This is a genomic window from Microbacterium sp. CPCC 204701, assembly GCF_004010105.1.
Lineage (GTDB): Bacteria > Actinomycetota > Actinomycetes > Actinomycetales > Microbacteriaceae > Microbacterium.
This window is the reverse complement of sequence record NZ_RRYE01000002.1, coordinates 32,097-45,521: the sequence shown is the minus strand read 5'-3', so window position 1 is coordinate 45,521 and position 13,425 is coordinate 32,097. Positions and strand designations below refer to the sequence as shown.

Below are 13,425 nucleotides of genomic sequence, written 5' to 3'. Positions count from 1 at the left end.
CCTACGGTGGGAATCACGCTCTTGTTCGGCCCGCGGTCCCGGATGTTTACGATGTGACCGCCAGAAGGCGCGGGCGACGTGCGCACGAGCATCTCCCTACCCGGCTCGAGAATTTGCACCGCGCGCGCTGCTGCGGGTGCGTGAGCGCGAATAACGGGCCGGTCTGAGAGCCCGTTTAACTGCGCTGCAGCAGACGGCGAAGCACTTCCTCGCCGAAGTCGAGCGCCTCGAGCGGCACCCGTTCGTCGACTCCGTGGAACATCCTCGGAAACGCGAAGTCGTCCGGCAGCAGCAAGGGGATGAAGCCATATCCGTCAATCCCGATGCGGCGCAGTGGCTTCGCGTCGGTCCCGCCGGGGATGAGGTGCGGCAGGATGATCGCGCCGGGGTCGACCTCGGCGATGATCTGCTGCAACTGATTGATCACGCGACCGGCGAAAGGCGCCTCGAACGCGGGCAACTCGATGAGCGTGCGCACCTCGACGTCGTCGCCGACCACCTCGCGAACGTGAGCGATCGCCTCGGCCGCGCACCCCGGGATGAAACGCAGATCGACCGTCGCCGTCGCCGTCTCGGGCACGACGTTCTCCTTATAGCCGCCCGCCACGATCGTCACGTTCGAGACGTTGCGCAGGCCGGCCCGGATGCGGGAAGCGCTGGGTCCGACGACCAACGCCAGCTGCTCGGGCGTGACCTCGGGATCAGCGCCGGCGAGTTCGCGAAGACGCGCGAGCAGGGTCGCCGTGGTGTCGGTCATCACGAGCGGCCACTCGATCTCACCGATCCGGCTGACAGCACGGGCAAGGGTGAGGATCGGGTTGTCGACCGCGGGGAGAGACCCGTGACCGGACTGGCCCCGGGCCGAGAGCTCGAGCCACAGCACGCCCTTCTCGCCCGTGTTCATCAGGTACGCGCGCTGCCCAAAGACGTTGACGCTGTATCCGCCACCCTCCCCGATCGCGGTGTCCACCCCGGCGAGCGCCTCGGGGTGTGCGTCGACCAGCCAGTCCGACCCGTCCTCCGTGCCGCCCTCTTCGTCGGCGAAGAACGCCAGCACGATGTCGCTTCGCGGCTTGAACCCTTCAGCCACCAGGCGTGAGACGGCGGCGAGGATCATCGCCGCGTAGTTCTTCATGTCAACGGCACCACGGCCCCACAGCATCCCGTCGACGATCACTCCGGCGAACGGCGGATAGGTCCACGCGGCCGGATCGGCGGGCACGACGTCGAGGTGCGCGTGCAGCATGAGCGCGGGCAGCGAGGGATCGGCGCCGCGCCAACGAGCGACGAGGTTGGTGCGCCCAGGTGTGCGCTCGTAGCGCGTCGCGTCGATCCCGAGTCCGGCCAGGACGGCTTCCACATAGTCGGCGGCGACCGACTCGGGCTCGAAACGGCCGGAGCCGTAGTTCGACGTGTCGATGCGGATGAGATCGCGCGCGATGCGCACGACATCGCTCAGCGCAGTGTCCGCGGGCGGGAAGGGAACGGGCGCACTCACGGCAGCAGCGTTCGGGCCTTCTCGAGCGCGCCGCTGTACGCGACCCGCAGTGCTGTGAACTCCTGCATCACGCCGATGGTGTGCGCACCCTCCTCGATCGCGAGGCGCTGCTCCACCTCGCTCCACGCGGGCATCATCCAGGGCTTGCCCGCCTCGCGCGCCGCCGCGGCGATACGGCGCAGGGAACGATCGCTGAAGTCGTCGAACACGTAGCCCCCTCCGCCGCGACGCGCGAACAGGTCGCCAGGGCCGACGAAGACGCCGTCGACCACGTCGAGGGCGAGGATCGCCTCGACGTCGTCGAGCGCCGCGGGGTCTTCGATCATCGGAAGACAGAGCGTCTGGCGATTGTGCGTGCCCGCCCACGCGGCGTCGAACCCGATGTAGTCCATGGTGCGCCCGCCCGCGAGGCTCCGGTCGCCCAGCGGCGGCAGCTTGGCCAGGCCGCAGACCTCGGCCGCCTGGGCGACGTCGAGGATGTGCGGGATGATGACGCCGTCCGCTCCGAAGTCGAGCGCCTGCTGGATGGGGGAGCGTTCCGGCGCTCCGACCTTGACGAGCATGGTCATGCCGAGCGACTTGGTGAACGGAATCATCCGGTTCAGGTCGGCGAGATCGAAGTTACCGTGCTCGACGTCGAAGATCACCGTGTCGTAGCCGGCGCGGCCGACGATCTCGATGCCGGCGACGTTCGGGGTGCTGAACCAGGCAGCGAATCGTGGGGCGGTCATGCGACGGCGCTCCTTCCCGCGCTCGCGAGCGCGTCCAGGGCGGCCAGGTCATCGCCGGGGAGGATGAGCTCGGCCAGGGTGGTCTCGCCCGCGCGCACGCGGGCCATGGCGGGAGGCTCCCACGCCATCATCTGTCGGACCCGCTCGATGAGGCCCTCGAGCACGGCCGGTTCGGCGAAGAGCACGCCGTTCTCGTCTGCCATCGCGATCATCCCGGGCCGGACGGTGGCGCCTCCGATCGTCACCGGAACGTTGATCCCGCCCTGCACAGGCTTGTCAGGTTGCGTGCGCGTGGTGAAGGGGGCCAGTCCGCGACCGAGGACGACCATGCCGCTCCCGCGCAGTTCGACGACGTCGGTCACCGTACCCTCCACGGCCACGCCGACCGCGCCGCGCGCCGCAAGGGAGCCGGCGACGCCGCCGCCGATGCTCGCGTGCGTCGTGTTGTGCCCGTTGTCGACGACGACGAAGTCGCCCGGCTCGACGAGTTTGGTCATGTAGTGCACGAGCCGCGAGTCTGTCGCGACGAGCTTGACCGTCACGACACGACCGACGGTGAGCGTTTCGCCGCCGGCGACGCGATGGATGCCGCGGGCGACGCCGTCTTCGACGATGTGCCCGAAGGTCGGCAGGTCGAGCCCGCGCAAGGTGTCGAGCAGGTCACGGTCGACCGCCGGTGCCGGCAGCACCTGCACGTCGGCTGCGACGCTCACGCAGCGGCTCCGACGCTGGAGAGGAACGTCCGCAGGCGGGGGTTCTCGCTGCCGACGAAGACCTCTTCGGGGGTGCCGACGACGCGCACGGCGCCCTCGGTCATGAAGACGACGCGGTCGGCCACCTCGCGGGCGAAGCCCATCTCGTGGGTGACGATGATCATCGTCTGGCCCTGCGCGCTGAGTTCGCGCATGACGGCGAGGACGTCTTCGACGAGCTCGGGATCGAGCGCGCTCGTCGGCTCGTCGAAGAGCAGTACTTCGGGCGAGTTCGCGAGCGCGCGGGCGATCGCGACGCGCTGCTGCTGGCCTCCGGACAGCTCCGAAGGGTAGTGCCCCGCACGATCGGCGAGACCGACGCGCTCGAGCAGGGCCGCAGCGGCCTGACGGGCCGCCTTCGGCTTGATCCCGCGCACGTGGATGGGGGCGTGAGCCACGTTCTCGAGAGCGGTCATGTGGGGGAAGAGATTGAACTGCTGGAAGACCATGCCCAGGCGTGCGCGCTGCCGGGTGATCGCCTTGTCGGGCAGGTGCACGAGGCGGTGACCGACCTGCTCGTATCCGAGGAGTTCGTCGTCGAGGTAGATCGAGCCGCTGTCGATGGACTCGAGCATGTTCAGCGTGCGCAGGAACGTCGATTTGCCCGCGCCGGAGGGACCGATGAGAGCGACGGTCTCTCCGCGCTGCACATCCAGCGACACCTTGTCGAGCACGAGGTTGTGGCCGAAGTGCTTGCTGACCTCGTGGGCGCGGAGGAGGGGGGTGGAGGTCATCGGACAGCGCCTTCCATGTCGGTCTCGGTGGCGACGACGACGGCCGCAGCCTTGGGGGTACGTGACCCGGTGCGCTTCACGACCCGGCGGGTGAAACCGCGGCCGAAGCGGCGCTCGAGCCGGCCCTGCAGGAAGTACAGGACGCTGGTGCAGACGAGGTACCAGATGCTGGCGACGATGAGCAGCGGGATGACCTTGCCGGTCGTCACGTAGATGCCCTGCGCCGTGTAGAAGAGGTCGGTCACCGCCATCACCGAGACGAGCGACGTTCCCTTCAACATAATGATGATCTGATTGCCGGTCGGCGGCACGATGCCGCGCATCGCCTGCGGCAGCACGATCTGCAGGAAGGTCTTGCGCCCCGACATACCCAGCGACTGCGCCGCCTCGACCTGGCCGTGCGGCACGGACAGCAGGCCTCCGCGCACGACCTCGCCCATGTACGCGGCCTCGTTGAGGCCGAGGCCCAGGAGGGCCGCCATGATCGGGCTGATCACGTCGTTCGTGCTCGCGCTGATGAACGGCTCCATGCCGGGCAGGCCGATCTCGATACGCGGCACGAAGATCGCGATGTTGTACCAGAAGATCAGCTGCACGAGCGTGGGTGTGCCGCGGAAGAACCAGACGTAGGTGTTGGCGACGCTGCTGACCAGCTTGTTCGACGACATCCGCCCGGCGGCGAGGAGCACGCCGAGCACGATGCCGATGATCATGGCGCCGATCGTGAGATAGATCGTGATCCAGAGACCGTCGAGGATTGCCGGGAAGAAGAGGTACCCCACGATGACGGGCCACTCGACGGTGGGGTTCGTCGCGAAAGTCCAGACGATCGCGGCGGCGAACAGGCCGACGGCGATCGTTGCGAGCCACTGGCCCGGCCGCTGTCTGCGGCCCGCGGTGGAAACGTCGACGGGTGTCGATGCGCTCATGTGGGGTTCCTCTTCCCAGGGGGTGCGTCGGGAGTCAGCGCGGATGCGCCGGGATCAGGGTGCGACGGCGAGGTTGATACCGAACTCGTCCATCGCGTTGCCCTTGATGTCGTACTTGGTGAGCAGCGCGTCGTAGAAACCGGCTTCCTTGAGGCCGTTCCAGACGCCGAGCATCGGATCGATCAGTTCGCTGCCCTTTGGTGCGTAGGTGCCGACCCAGAACGGGGGGAAGCCGTTATCGGTGCTGTTGGCGCCCGAGAGCACGAGGTAGTCGTCCTGGTTCGCGTAGTACGTCAGCGGGATCTGCGACGAGAACGCCGCGTCGGCGCGACCCGACTTCACGGCGAGGATGGCGCTGTCCTGGTCGGCGTAGAGGGCGATGTCGATGGGTTCGTCGGCGCACTTCGCGCTCGCGTTCTCAAGCACGGTCTGCGCCGTGCCGCCCTTGAGGGTGGCTATGGTCGCGCCGCACGCGCTTTCGAGCGAGTCGACTGTGACGGTAGCGTCCTTCGTCTGGATGAAGACGACGTACTCGGCCACCCAGACGGCGAAGTCGTAGTTCTGCTGGGTGGCGGGGATGTTGCTGAGCGGCGAGAGGCCGATGTCGTAGCGGTCGCTCGTGAAGCCGGTGAAGATGTCGGCCTGCGTGGGCGCGACCTCGAGCTCGACGTCGAGGCCGGTGAGGGCTTCGATCGCCGCCGCCGTGTCCCAGTTGATGCCGATGTCGGTCGTGCCGTCGGCATCCTTGTACGAGTACGGCGGCAGGGGGATCGCGGCGGCGCGGATGACGCCCGCCTCGACGACCTCGGCGGGGAAGAGATCCTGGATCTCCTGGCTGAACTCGGGGGTGGGAAGCTCGGATGCGGTGGTCTCCTCTACGGCGGCGGGCTCTGCTGCGGGGGTTGCGCAGCCGGCCATCGCCAGCAGCGACAGGGTCGCGACGCCGGCGACGGCGACGCGGGCGAGAGTGGTGCGAAGGGCCATCGGCCTTCTCCTTCGAGACGGGGTGATGCGCTGGTGTGGGTTGGTGCTGCATCACTGTAGGCAGTCCCGTGTTTCATTCGTGTAACAGAAACGTGCTTGAAACCTAATGTTGTTAGAAAACAAGTCTGCAGAACCTTACTTCTTACGGAGAACGACAGTGCGCTACGACGGTCCGATCATCGACGCCCACACCCACCTCTGGGACCTTTCTATGGGCAAGCACCCGTGGCTGGCGCCGTCGGGCGGCTTCGGTCCGCCGGGACGGCTGGACCAGCTGAAGGGCAAGGACTATCTCCTCGAGCACTACCGCGCAGACATCGACGGAGTCGGCGTGGTCGCGTCGACGCACGTCGAGGCGCTGTGGGATGCCGCGTCCAGCCCCGTCGAGGAGACGGCGTGGCTCGAGAGCCTCGACGGCGGATTGCTCGCTTCGCGTTACGTCGGCGGGGCGGTCTTCGGCCGCGCTGACACCGAAGAGATCCTTCGCGCGCAGGCGTCGTATGAACGGATGCGCGGCGTACGTCAGGTGATCGCGTGGACTCCCGACCCGAATCGCCGCATGGCCGCGACCGAGGGCATCGCGCGCGGCGGGGCCTGGCGGGCGGCCCTGCCGGTGCTGCGAGAGCTCGACCTCCACCTCGAACTGCTCATCTACCCTCATCAGGCGCAGGATGTCGCGGCGCTCGCGGCGGACTACCCCGATCTGCCGATCGTGGTGAACCACATCGGCAGCCCCATTGAACAGGACGAGGCCGGGGTCGGTCGCTGGCGAGCCGCGATCGACACGCTGGCCGCGCACCCGAACACGTTCATGAAGCTCTCTGCCGCGGCCGCCTACCCCGCCGAGAAATCCGTCGACGCCATGCGGCCCTTCGTGGTGCCGATCGTCGAGACGTTCGGCGCGGACCGTGTGATGTGGGGGAGCGATTTTCCCGTCGGCACCCTCGTCGGTTGGAGCTACGGCCGCTACCTCGAGGCGTATCGCCGTCTGCTGGACCAACGAACGCCCGCCGAGCAGGCCGCGATCCTGTTCGGCACGGCGAACCGCCTCTACCGATTCGGATTGTGACGTCGTTCGGCGGAGGGCGTCACTTCTCGCCCGCGAGCGGCAGCGCCATCAGCATCCGCTCCGCCACCTGATCGGGCTCTTCGCGCACGATCACGATCGACGTCTCGGTCTGCTGAACGCCGGGGATCGACCAGATCTGCGACGCGAGGATCTGGCGGAGGTCGTCCCACCCGTGCGCACGGAGCTTGACGAGCATGTCGGCGCCGCCGGTGACGAGGCTGATCTCCTCGACGCCGCGCACCTGGCGCAGCGCATCGAAGACCGCCCCCTGTTCCTGGCCGACGGCATTCTCGATGGAGAGGTAGGCGACCGTGGAGTGGCCGAGCCTCTCCCAGTCGATGTCGACGCTGAACCCGCGGATGATGCCTTTCGCCTTGAGGCGCGCAATCCGATCGGCCACCGCGGGCGACGACATGCCGAGCACTTCGGCGAGATGACGCTGTGCGACCCGGGCATCCCGCAGCAGCTCGACGAGCAGCTGCCTGTCGATCGCGTCGATCTCGACCTCGGTCGCCGACGGCTGGATGCGGTCGGCGAAACTCTTCAGAGGAGTATCGGTCGGGCCCTTGGTCATTCGCGTGTCCCCCATGGTGCGTCGTTGCTTTGGGCGTCCGGGTGCCTTCCATTCGAAGGCCGGACGAGCGTGAAACCTATCACAGACACCCTCTCGCGCAGGTTACGCCGTATTGCCGTCGTCAGCGGTGTCACGCAGTCGCGGCGCCCAGGTGAGGGCGACGAGCGCTGCGACTCCTGCGAACGCCACCGCGCCGAGAGCGGCGACCACGATTCCGGTCATGTTGCCGATCCATCCCACCGCCAGCACGATGACGGCGGCGCCGGCGTAGGTGACGGCCGCGTAGAGCGAGGAGAGCGCCCCCTGGCGAGCGGGCGAGCTGCTGCGTGTGAGGGCGACGAGGCCGGCGCGGTACGAGACCCCGATGCCGGCACCTAGAAGAGCGAAGCCGATCAGGGCGAGGACATCAACGCCCGTCATCGCCCCCGCCACGATGCCGGCGGCGCCGACGGCCATGGCGACCAGGCCGCTCATCCAGGGGGCGACGCGCGCGAACCAGGGGCTCGCGAGCTGGGCCACGGCACTTGCACCCAACATGAGCGCCGGCCCGACGGCGCGGACGACGGGTTGGCCGAGGTCGGCGAAGATCGTGGCGCCGAACACGATGGCGACGCTCACGCCGAACCAGCCAATCACGCCGGTCGCGATCATGCGCACGGCGGAGGGATCGATGCGCATGGTGGCGATCGAGGTCGACACCGTCCCCAGAGCGACGCGGTTCTGTGTGCGGCGCAGGTGCAGCACCACCGACGCCGCCAGCAGCAGGGCCCCCAGCAGTGCGGCGTGGCCGAGGGTGACGGCCTGGGGCGAGCTCTCGGCGAGCAGGCTGACGACGAGCTGCGACGCGGTGGTTCCCAGCACAGCGCCCACGAGGTTGCCGGTCGCGGCCAACGCACGACCCGGGGCGCCGATGGCGGCGACCACGAGGGCCGCGGCCGAGCCGGTGCCCATCCCGCCGCCGATACCGGCCACGGCGCGACCGAGCAGGATCGACCACTCCTGCGTGTTCGCGAGCAGCAGGTCGCTGATGATCGCGACGGCGATGCCGGCCAGCAGCAGCGGGGCGGCGTGCCGGGTGAACCGCGGCCGGGACAGCACCAGCAGCACGACGACGAGCACGCCGACGTAGCTGACGAAGGTGAGCGAGAGCAGGAACGGATCGAGTCCGAGCAGGTCGCGGTAGACGGGCAGCAGCGGGTTGACGGCGTTGGTGCCCGCCAGAAGGGTGGCGAAACTCGCGGCGACGATCGCCGCCTGAGCGAGGGCGAGTGCGCGCTCGGTGTTCACGGTGTTCGGAGCAATGGCCACGTCATCCTCACTTACTAAAACGAAACACGCCTGTTACTTAACATCGTAAACTCCATAGCGATCGGATCTTCTACTTCGAAAGGGGCCTGGAATGGCCATGATCTTCGCCCGCCGGATGTCACGGGTGCGCCCCTCGGCGATCCGGGAGCTGCTCGCGCACGGCGCCGACCCCGACCTCATCTCATTCGGCGGCGGCTATCCCGACCAGCGACTGTTCCCCCTCGACGACCTTCGCGCGGTGCTCGACGACCTGCTGCGCCCCGAGCGGTCGCAAGTGTTGCAGTACGCGACATCCGAGGGTCTTCCGGCGCTTCGGGCCCTCATCGCCGAGCGCATGCGCGCCGGCGGAACCCCGACGTCGGCCGACGACGTCCTCGTGCTCAGCGGGGGTCAGCAGGGGCTCGACCTGGTCGCGAAGCTCCTCGTCGATCCGGGCGACACGATCATCGTCGAAGACCCGACGTTCCTCGGCGCCCTGATCGCCTTCGCGCCACTCGAACCCTCGTACGCCACCGTGCGCATGGACGAGCAGGGCATGGATGTCGAGCGCCTCGCGGAGGTGCTGCGCGCGAATCCCGACGCGAAGTTCATCTACACGGTGCCGGACTTCCACAATCCCACCGGCGTGACGATGTCGATCGAACGCCGGAGGCGACTCATCGAGCTCGCCAACGAGTACGACGTGCTCGTGCTCGAAGACACCCCGTATCGCGAACTGTGTTTCGAAGGAGTGCAGGCGCCGACGCTCGCGAGCCTGGACACCGAGGGACGCGTGGTGCACCTCAGCAGCTTTTCCAAGATCCTGGCTCCCGGCCTGCGGCTGGGGTGGCTCACCGCATCCCCCGAGATCCGAGAGCGGCTCGGGCTGCTCAAGCTCGCCGCCGACACCCAGTCGGGCACTCTGGCGATGGCCGCCACGGCGGCGTACCTGAAGGGTTTCGACATCGACGCCCACGTGCAGAGGCTGCGCGACGTCTACCGCGCCAAGCGCGACCTCATGATCCGCACGATCGACGAGACCTTCCCCGACACCGTGGCGCGCACCTATCCCACCGGCGGTCTGTTCACGTGGCTGACCTTTCCCGAGGGTTTCGACTCCGCCCGCTTCATGGCCGAGGTAGCCGTGCCCGAGGCAAAGGTCGCGTACGTGCCTGGCGCCACGTTCTTCGCCGTCGACCCTCGGCCCAACCACGCGCGGGTCAACTTCTCCAGCGTGCCCGAGGAGCAGATCGTCGCAGGCATCACCCGCCTCGGCGAGGCGCTGCACCGCGCCGTCGCAGAGATCCGTCTCGTCGACGCCGATTTCGCCACCCTCACATCCCAGAAGGAGCCCGTTGCATGACCGCCACGAACCCCGACCTCGCCGCGGCCCTCAAGGCGATGCCTCTCGTCGACCACCACGTGCACAGTGTGCTGAAAGACCCGATGGCCGAGGCGCAGCTGCTCGACGCCCTCACGGAGGCCGACCACCCGATCGATCGGCAGACCACCTTCGACACGCAGGTCGGCTTCGCGATCCGTCGGTACTGCGCGCCGGTGCTCGGTCTCGCGCCCTTCGCGACGCCGGACGAGTACCTCGCCCGGCGTGAGGAGCTCGGTTTCGAGGAGGTGACCCGCCTGCTGCTCTCCGACGCCGGCATCGGTACCTACCTCATCGACGGCGGCTACAACCCGCAGGCGCTGCTGCCGGTCGAACGCATGATGGAGCTCGCCGGGGGCGCCCGGGCCGAGGCGATCATCCGCCTGGAGACGACGGCCGAGGCGGTCATGGCCGCGTCGTCCTCGGGTGCGGACTTCGTCGCGCGCCTTTATCCCGCCCTCGAAGCCGCCGCCGTGGGAGCGGTCGGATGGAAGACCGTCGCGGCGTACCGCACCGGACTCGACCTCGACCCCGCCAAGCCGACCGACGCCGAACTCGCCGAGGCCGTCGAGGCCTGGTTCGCTGCCGGTTCGCCGGGCGCCCCGGCGCGCCTGGTCGACCGGGCAATCGTGCGCCACCTCATCTGGTGGGCGCTGGAGCGTGGCGACGTCGTGCAGGTGCACGCGGGGTTCGGCAACACCAACCTGCACCTGCCGACCGCGAATCCTGCCGTGATGCAGCGCTTCGTCGCGGCGACGCAGCACACGGGCGGACGCATCGTGTTTCTGCACTGCTACCCGTTCCTGCGCGAGGCGGGATACCTCGCGCAGGTGTACCCGCACGTCTATCTGGACGCGGGCCTCACCATCAATTACCTCGGCGCGAACGCCGATGCCGCGGTGCGCGAGACGCTCGATCTCGCCCCGTTCACCAAGGTGCTGTTCTCGAGTGACGCGTGGGGCGCGCCCGAACTCGTGCAGCTCGGAGCGCGCCTGTGGCGCGACGCGACGGCCCGCGTGCTCTCGGACTACATGTCGGTGCACCGGTGGCCGCTCGCCGAGGCGATCCGCGTCGCGGAGTTGGTTGCTTGGCGCAACGCCGAGGCGCTGTACCGACGTGCTTTCCCCTCCGGTCGATGACGTCCTCTCAGCCGACGACGGCCCCAGTCCCCGCGCATCAGCCCTGGGCGGGGTCGGCCATTCGCGCATGCCGAGCAACTGCGCGCGCAGCGAGTCAGGAGAGGTTGGTGAGGGCTTTCGTCGCGACAAGAATGCGCTGGTCTCCGCGAAGATCTGCGTCGTGCTGCCGCACGGTAGCTCGCCGCGGTTCGCACCGCTTCGGTTCCCAAGACCCTGCCAAGGTGGCGTCCTCCTGCACTCTCTAGCACGGCAGCCCGACTGGGCGTGACGCTCGCCGGCGTCGCTCGCCGTGCCGGATACTCCAGTCGACGGCATCTCTCGCATTCCGTGGAAGTTCGCTGGCGGCGTCCACGACAAAGGAGCTCCAGCGTCACAGGCCGGTCGAGGATCTCAACCGCCGGCATCGGCAGGGAGGACGCCGGCCTCCACGTCTTGAAGTGCACGCCGACCAACCCGGTCCAGACGGGGCAGCAGAACTCGTATGCGCGCGACGGCATCGTGACGACGCAGCCGTCGGAGTAGTCGGTCACGCGGATGTCGACGCCGCCGCGGATGCGGAACGCCGCCCGAGGCAGATGATCAGCAGCCTCGCGGACGGCGACGGCGACGGCGACGGCGGCAGCGACGGCGGCAGCGTCAGCCGCGCGTACGGCGGCGTCCCCTCCAAGTAGTCGAGGTCATCGATCAGCCCTCCAGCGGCCGTCGGGGCACTCTGGACACGTGCTCCATGCGGACACGTGTCTCGCAGCGACGCGCGCCGCGTGGCCGAGCGATCGCGGCGGGGAGGGCGCCGCGCCGGGTTCTGCGCGGCGCTGACAGACTGCCCGCATCACGACATGTCACTGCGCGAGCCGCCCCGCCGATGCCAGGCGACGCGTGAGGGTTCGTGCCGCCTGCCGCAGAGGGGATGCGGCTCGAAGCCCGTCGAAGACGTCCGTGCGCCCCGACACCGAGATCGCTCCTACGAGGACGCCGCCGGGCGCGAAGAACGCAGCGGCCAGGGAGGAGGAGTCTGGCGCGAACTCGCGGTCCTCGGTCGCCAGTTCGCCGCTGCGGATCGCGACCAGCTGCCGCTGAAGGGTGGCGTTCTCACTGAAGACCGACGGCGTCTGGGCCGCCGACGATGCGCGGGACCCGTCATCCGGTATCGCGTCGCGCGAGTGCGCGAGGAGGATCTTCCCGGGCGCCGTGGTGGCGCCTGGCAGCCGGGCGCCCACGCGCACGCGCGAGGGCGCTCCCGAGCGGCCGCGCACCGCGGCGATGCAGACCATCTCACCGCCGTCCGGGATCGCCAGGTGCACGTCGTCGCCGGTCGCGTCACGCAGCTCGAGCATCACCGGCAGCGCCACGGATCGAAGCTCGCGCGGTTCCCTGGCCAGCTCGCCGAGTTCGAACACGCGCAGCCCGAGATGGATGAGTCGGCCGTCGCGCTCGAGGTATCGATGCCGAACGAGCGTTGCGACCAGGCGCGAGACCGTGGATTTCGGGAGGCCCGAGTGCCGCGCGAGCTCCGAGAGACCGAGGCCGCGGTCCTGATCGTCGAACGCCTGAAGAATCTGGGTCATGCGGTCCAGCACGCCCAGAGTGGCGTCGGCGCTCTCCTTCATCACCCCGCTGTCGTCGCCAAACGACGGGTCAGCACCAGTGCGGCATGCCGCACGAGCGGTGCCACCCGATCCGGGTCCATGTCGTTCACCGGTCCCGCCGCCGAAATGGCGGCGACCGGAGCGCGCTCGAGCGAAAGTACCGGGCTCGCGATCCCGATCACGCCAGGGAAGGTGCCGCAACGATCGAGTGCGACGCCCTCGGAGCGGATCGACGGGAACTCGCGCTCGAGCGAGTCCCGCTGATCAGCGTCGAGATCCGTGATGACCTGCGTCAAGGTCGCATCGCCATCCGCAAACGCGAGGACCGCCTTGCCCAGGGCCGTGGTCGCCGACGGCACCCGCGCGCCCGCGCGCGACGGAGCCGGCCTCAGCCGGCCGCGCACCGAGATCACCGAGAGCATGTGACAGCCCTCCTGCACCGCGACATTGAGGTGCTCGCCGGTCGCGTTGTAGAGTTCCGCCAGGACCGGCATGGCCGCGGCACGCAGCCTGCGCGGCGTAGTCGCGCGAGCACCGAGTTCGAACAGCCGCAGGCCGATTTGCACGCTACGATCGGTCCGCGTGAGATAGCGCTGGCGGACGAGGTCGCCGACGAGGCGCGACACGGTCGATTTCGGGATGCCGGTGGTCGCGGCGATGTGGGCGATGCTGCTCTCGCCGTCGGCCTCGCGGACGGCGTTCAAAACAGCGAGGATGCGGTCGAGCACTGAAACGCGCTCGTGTCCGGGGGCGGAACGCAT

At 68.7% G+C, this 13,425-nt stretch carries 13 protein-coding genes; 3 read left to right on the top strand and 10 right to left on the bottom strand.

The annotated features are described in order from the left end of the window. Positions 1 to 175: 175 nt before the first annotated feature. Genes EIO58_RS00550 through EIO58_RS00525 form a run of 6 tightly spaced genes read right to left on the bottom strand, consistent with a single transcriptional unit; the run spans position 176 to position 5,628 of the window. Positions 176 to 1,498 carry a M20/M25/M40 family metallo-hydrolase gene (locus EIO58_RS00550; RefSeq protein WP_205789051.1) on the bottom strand — a complete coding sequence of 441 codons (1,323 nt, stop codon included), beginning with the start codon at positions 1,496 to 1,498 and terminating at the stop codon, positions 176 to 178. Further along, positions 1,495 to 2,229 carry an HpcH/HpaI aldolase family protein gene (locus tag EIO58_RS00545; protein ID WP_127817745.1) on the bottom strand — a complete coding sequence of 245 codons (735 nt, stop codon included), beginning with the start codon at positions 2,227 to 2,229 and terminating at the stop codon, positions 1,495 to 1,497. The genes EIO58_RS00550 and EIO58_RS00545 overlap by 4 nt, the downstream gene beginning before the upstream one ends. Beyond that, on the bottom strand, positions 2,226 to 2,942 hold the full coding sequence (locus tag EIO58_RS00540; RefSeq protein WP_127817744.1) for an RraA family protein: 717 nt from the start codon (positions 2,940 to 2,942) through the stop codon (positions 2,226 to 2,228). Before EIO58_RS00540 ends, EIO58_RS00545 begins: the two co-directional genes overlap by 4 nt. Beyond that, positions 2,939 to 3,715, bottom strand: coding sequence for an amino acid ABC transporter ATP-binding protein (locus tag EIO58_RS00535; protein ID WP_127817743.1), 777 nt, complete (start codon positions 3,713 to 3,715; stop codon positions 2,939 to 2,941). The genes EIO58_RS00540 and EIO58_RS00535 overlap by 4 nt, the downstream gene beginning before the upstream one ends. Further along, positions 3,712 to 4,644 carry an amino acid ABC transporter permease gene (locus EIO58_RS00530; protein ID WP_127817742.1) on the bottom strand — a complete coding sequence of 311 codons (933 nt, stop codon included), beginning with the start codon at positions 4,642 to 4,644 and terminating at the stop codon, positions 3,712 to 3,714. Before EIO58_RS00530 ends, EIO58_RS00535 begins: the two co-directional genes overlap by 4 nt. 54 nt (positions 4,645 to 4,698) lie before the next feature. Further along, positions 4,699 to 5,628: a transporter substrate-binding domain-containing protein gene (locus EIO58_RS00525; protein WP_127817741.1), complete on the bottom strand. Its 930-nt coding sequence runs from the start codon at positions 5,626 to 5,628 to the stop codon at positions 4,699 to 4,701. 157 nt (positions 5,629 to 5,785) lie between these two features. On the opposite strand from EIO58_RS00525, the gene EIO58_RS00520 reads away from it, so the two are divergent. Next, positions 5,786 to 6,697 (top strand): amidohydrolase family protein, encoded by a 912-nt coding sequence (locus tag EIO58_RS00520; RefSeq protein WP_164861443.1) that lies wholly within the window; start codon positions 5,786 to 5,788, stop codon positions 6,695 to 6,697. A gap of 19 nt (positions 6,698 to 6,716) precedes the next feature. Here the strand turns inward: EIO58_RS00520 and EIO58_RS00515 are convergent, their stop codons facing one another. Both EIO58_RS00515 and EIO58_RS00510 read right to left on the bottom strand, forming a co-directional pair. Continuing rightward, complete coding sequence (locus EIO58_RS00515; RefSeq protein WP_127817739.1) at positions 6,717 to 7,286, bottom strand: Lrp/AsnC family transcriptional regulator; 570 nt, start codon at positions 7,284 to 7,286, stop codon at positions 6,717 to 6,719. An 87-nt stretch (positions 7,287 to 7,373) separates the two neighbouring features. Further along, positions 7,374 to 8,579 carry an MFS transporter gene (locus tag EIO58_RS00510; protein ID WP_127817738.1) on the bottom strand — a complete coding sequence of 402 codons (1,206 nt, stop codon included), beginning with the start codon at positions 8,577 to 8,579 and terminating at the stop codon, positions 7,374 to 7,376. A gap of 91 nt (positions 8,580 to 8,670) precedes the next feature. On the opposite strand from EIO58_RS00510, the gene EIO58_RS00505 reads away from it, so the two are divergent. Together EIO58_RS00505 and EIO58_RS00500 are read left to right on the top strand one after the other, a co-directional pair. Then, positions 8,671 to 9,921 (top strand): aminotransferase-like domain-containing protein, encoded by a 1,251-nt coding sequence (locus EIO58_RS00505; protein ID WP_164861442.1) that lies wholly within the window; start codon positions 8,671 to 8,673, stop codon positions 9,919 to 9,921. Continuing rightward, entirely contained in the window at positions 9,918 to 11,078 is a 1,161-nt protein-coding gene (locus EIO58_RS00500; protein ID WP_127817737.1) for an amidohydrolase family protein, read from the top strand. The genes EIO58_RS00505 and EIO58_RS00500 overlap by 4 nt, the downstream gene beginning before the upstream one ends. 839 nt (positions 11,079 to 11,917) lie before the next feature. Here EIO58_RS00500 and EIO58_RS00490 read toward each other — a convergent pair. Both EIO58_RS00490 and EIO58_RS00485 read right to left on the bottom strand, forming a co-directional pair. Further along, positions 11,918 to 12,685: an IclR family transcriptional regulator gene (locus EIO58_RS00490; RefSeq protein WP_240658505.1), complete on the bottom strand. Its 768-nt coding sequence runs from the start codon at positions 12,683 to 12,685 to the stop codon at positions 11,918 to 11,920. Next, positions 12,685 to 13,392, bottom strand: coding sequence for an IclR family transcriptional regulator (locus EIO58_RS00485; RefSeq protein WP_164861441.1), 708 nt, complete (start codon positions 13,390 to 13,392; stop codon positions 12,685 to 12,687). Before EIO58_RS00485 ends, EIO58_RS00490 begins: the two co-directional genes overlap by 1 nt. Positions 13,393 to 13,425 lie beyond the last annotated feature (33 nt).

Coding starts and splice junctions, on each gene's coding strand:
- EIO58_RS00505 (WP_164861442.1), top strand. CDS start 8,671: ATGGCCATGATCTTCGCCCGCCGGATGTCACGGGTGCGCCCCTCGGCG.
- EIO58_RS00545 (WP_127817745.1), bottom strand. CDS start 2,229: ATGACCGCCCCACGATTCGCTGCCTGGTTCAGCACCCCGAACGTCGCC.
- EIO58_RS00535 (WP_127817743.1), bottom strand. CDS start 3,715: ATGACCTCCACCCCCCTCCTCCGCGCCCACGAGGTCAGCAAGCACTTC.
- EIO58_RS00500 (WP_127817737.1), top strand. CDS start 9,918: ATGACCGCCACGAACCCCGACCTCGCCGCGGCCCTCAAGGCGATGCCT.
- EIO58_RS00525 (WP_127817741.1), bottom strand. CDS start 5,628: ATGGCCCTTCGCACCACTCTCGCCCGCGTCGCCGTCGCCGGCGTCGCG.
- EIO58_RS00515 (WP_127817739.1), bottom strand. CDS start 7,286: ATGGGGGACACGCGAATGACCAAGGGCCCGACCGATACTCCTCTGAAG.
- EIO58_RS00530 (WP_127817742.1), bottom strand. CDS start 4,644: ATGAGCGCATCGACACCCGTCGACGTTTCCACCGCGGGCCGCAGACAG.
- EIO58_RS00490 (WP_240658505.1), bottom strand. CDS start 12,685: ATGAAGGAGAGCGCCGACGCCACTCTGGGCGTGCTGGACCGCATGACC.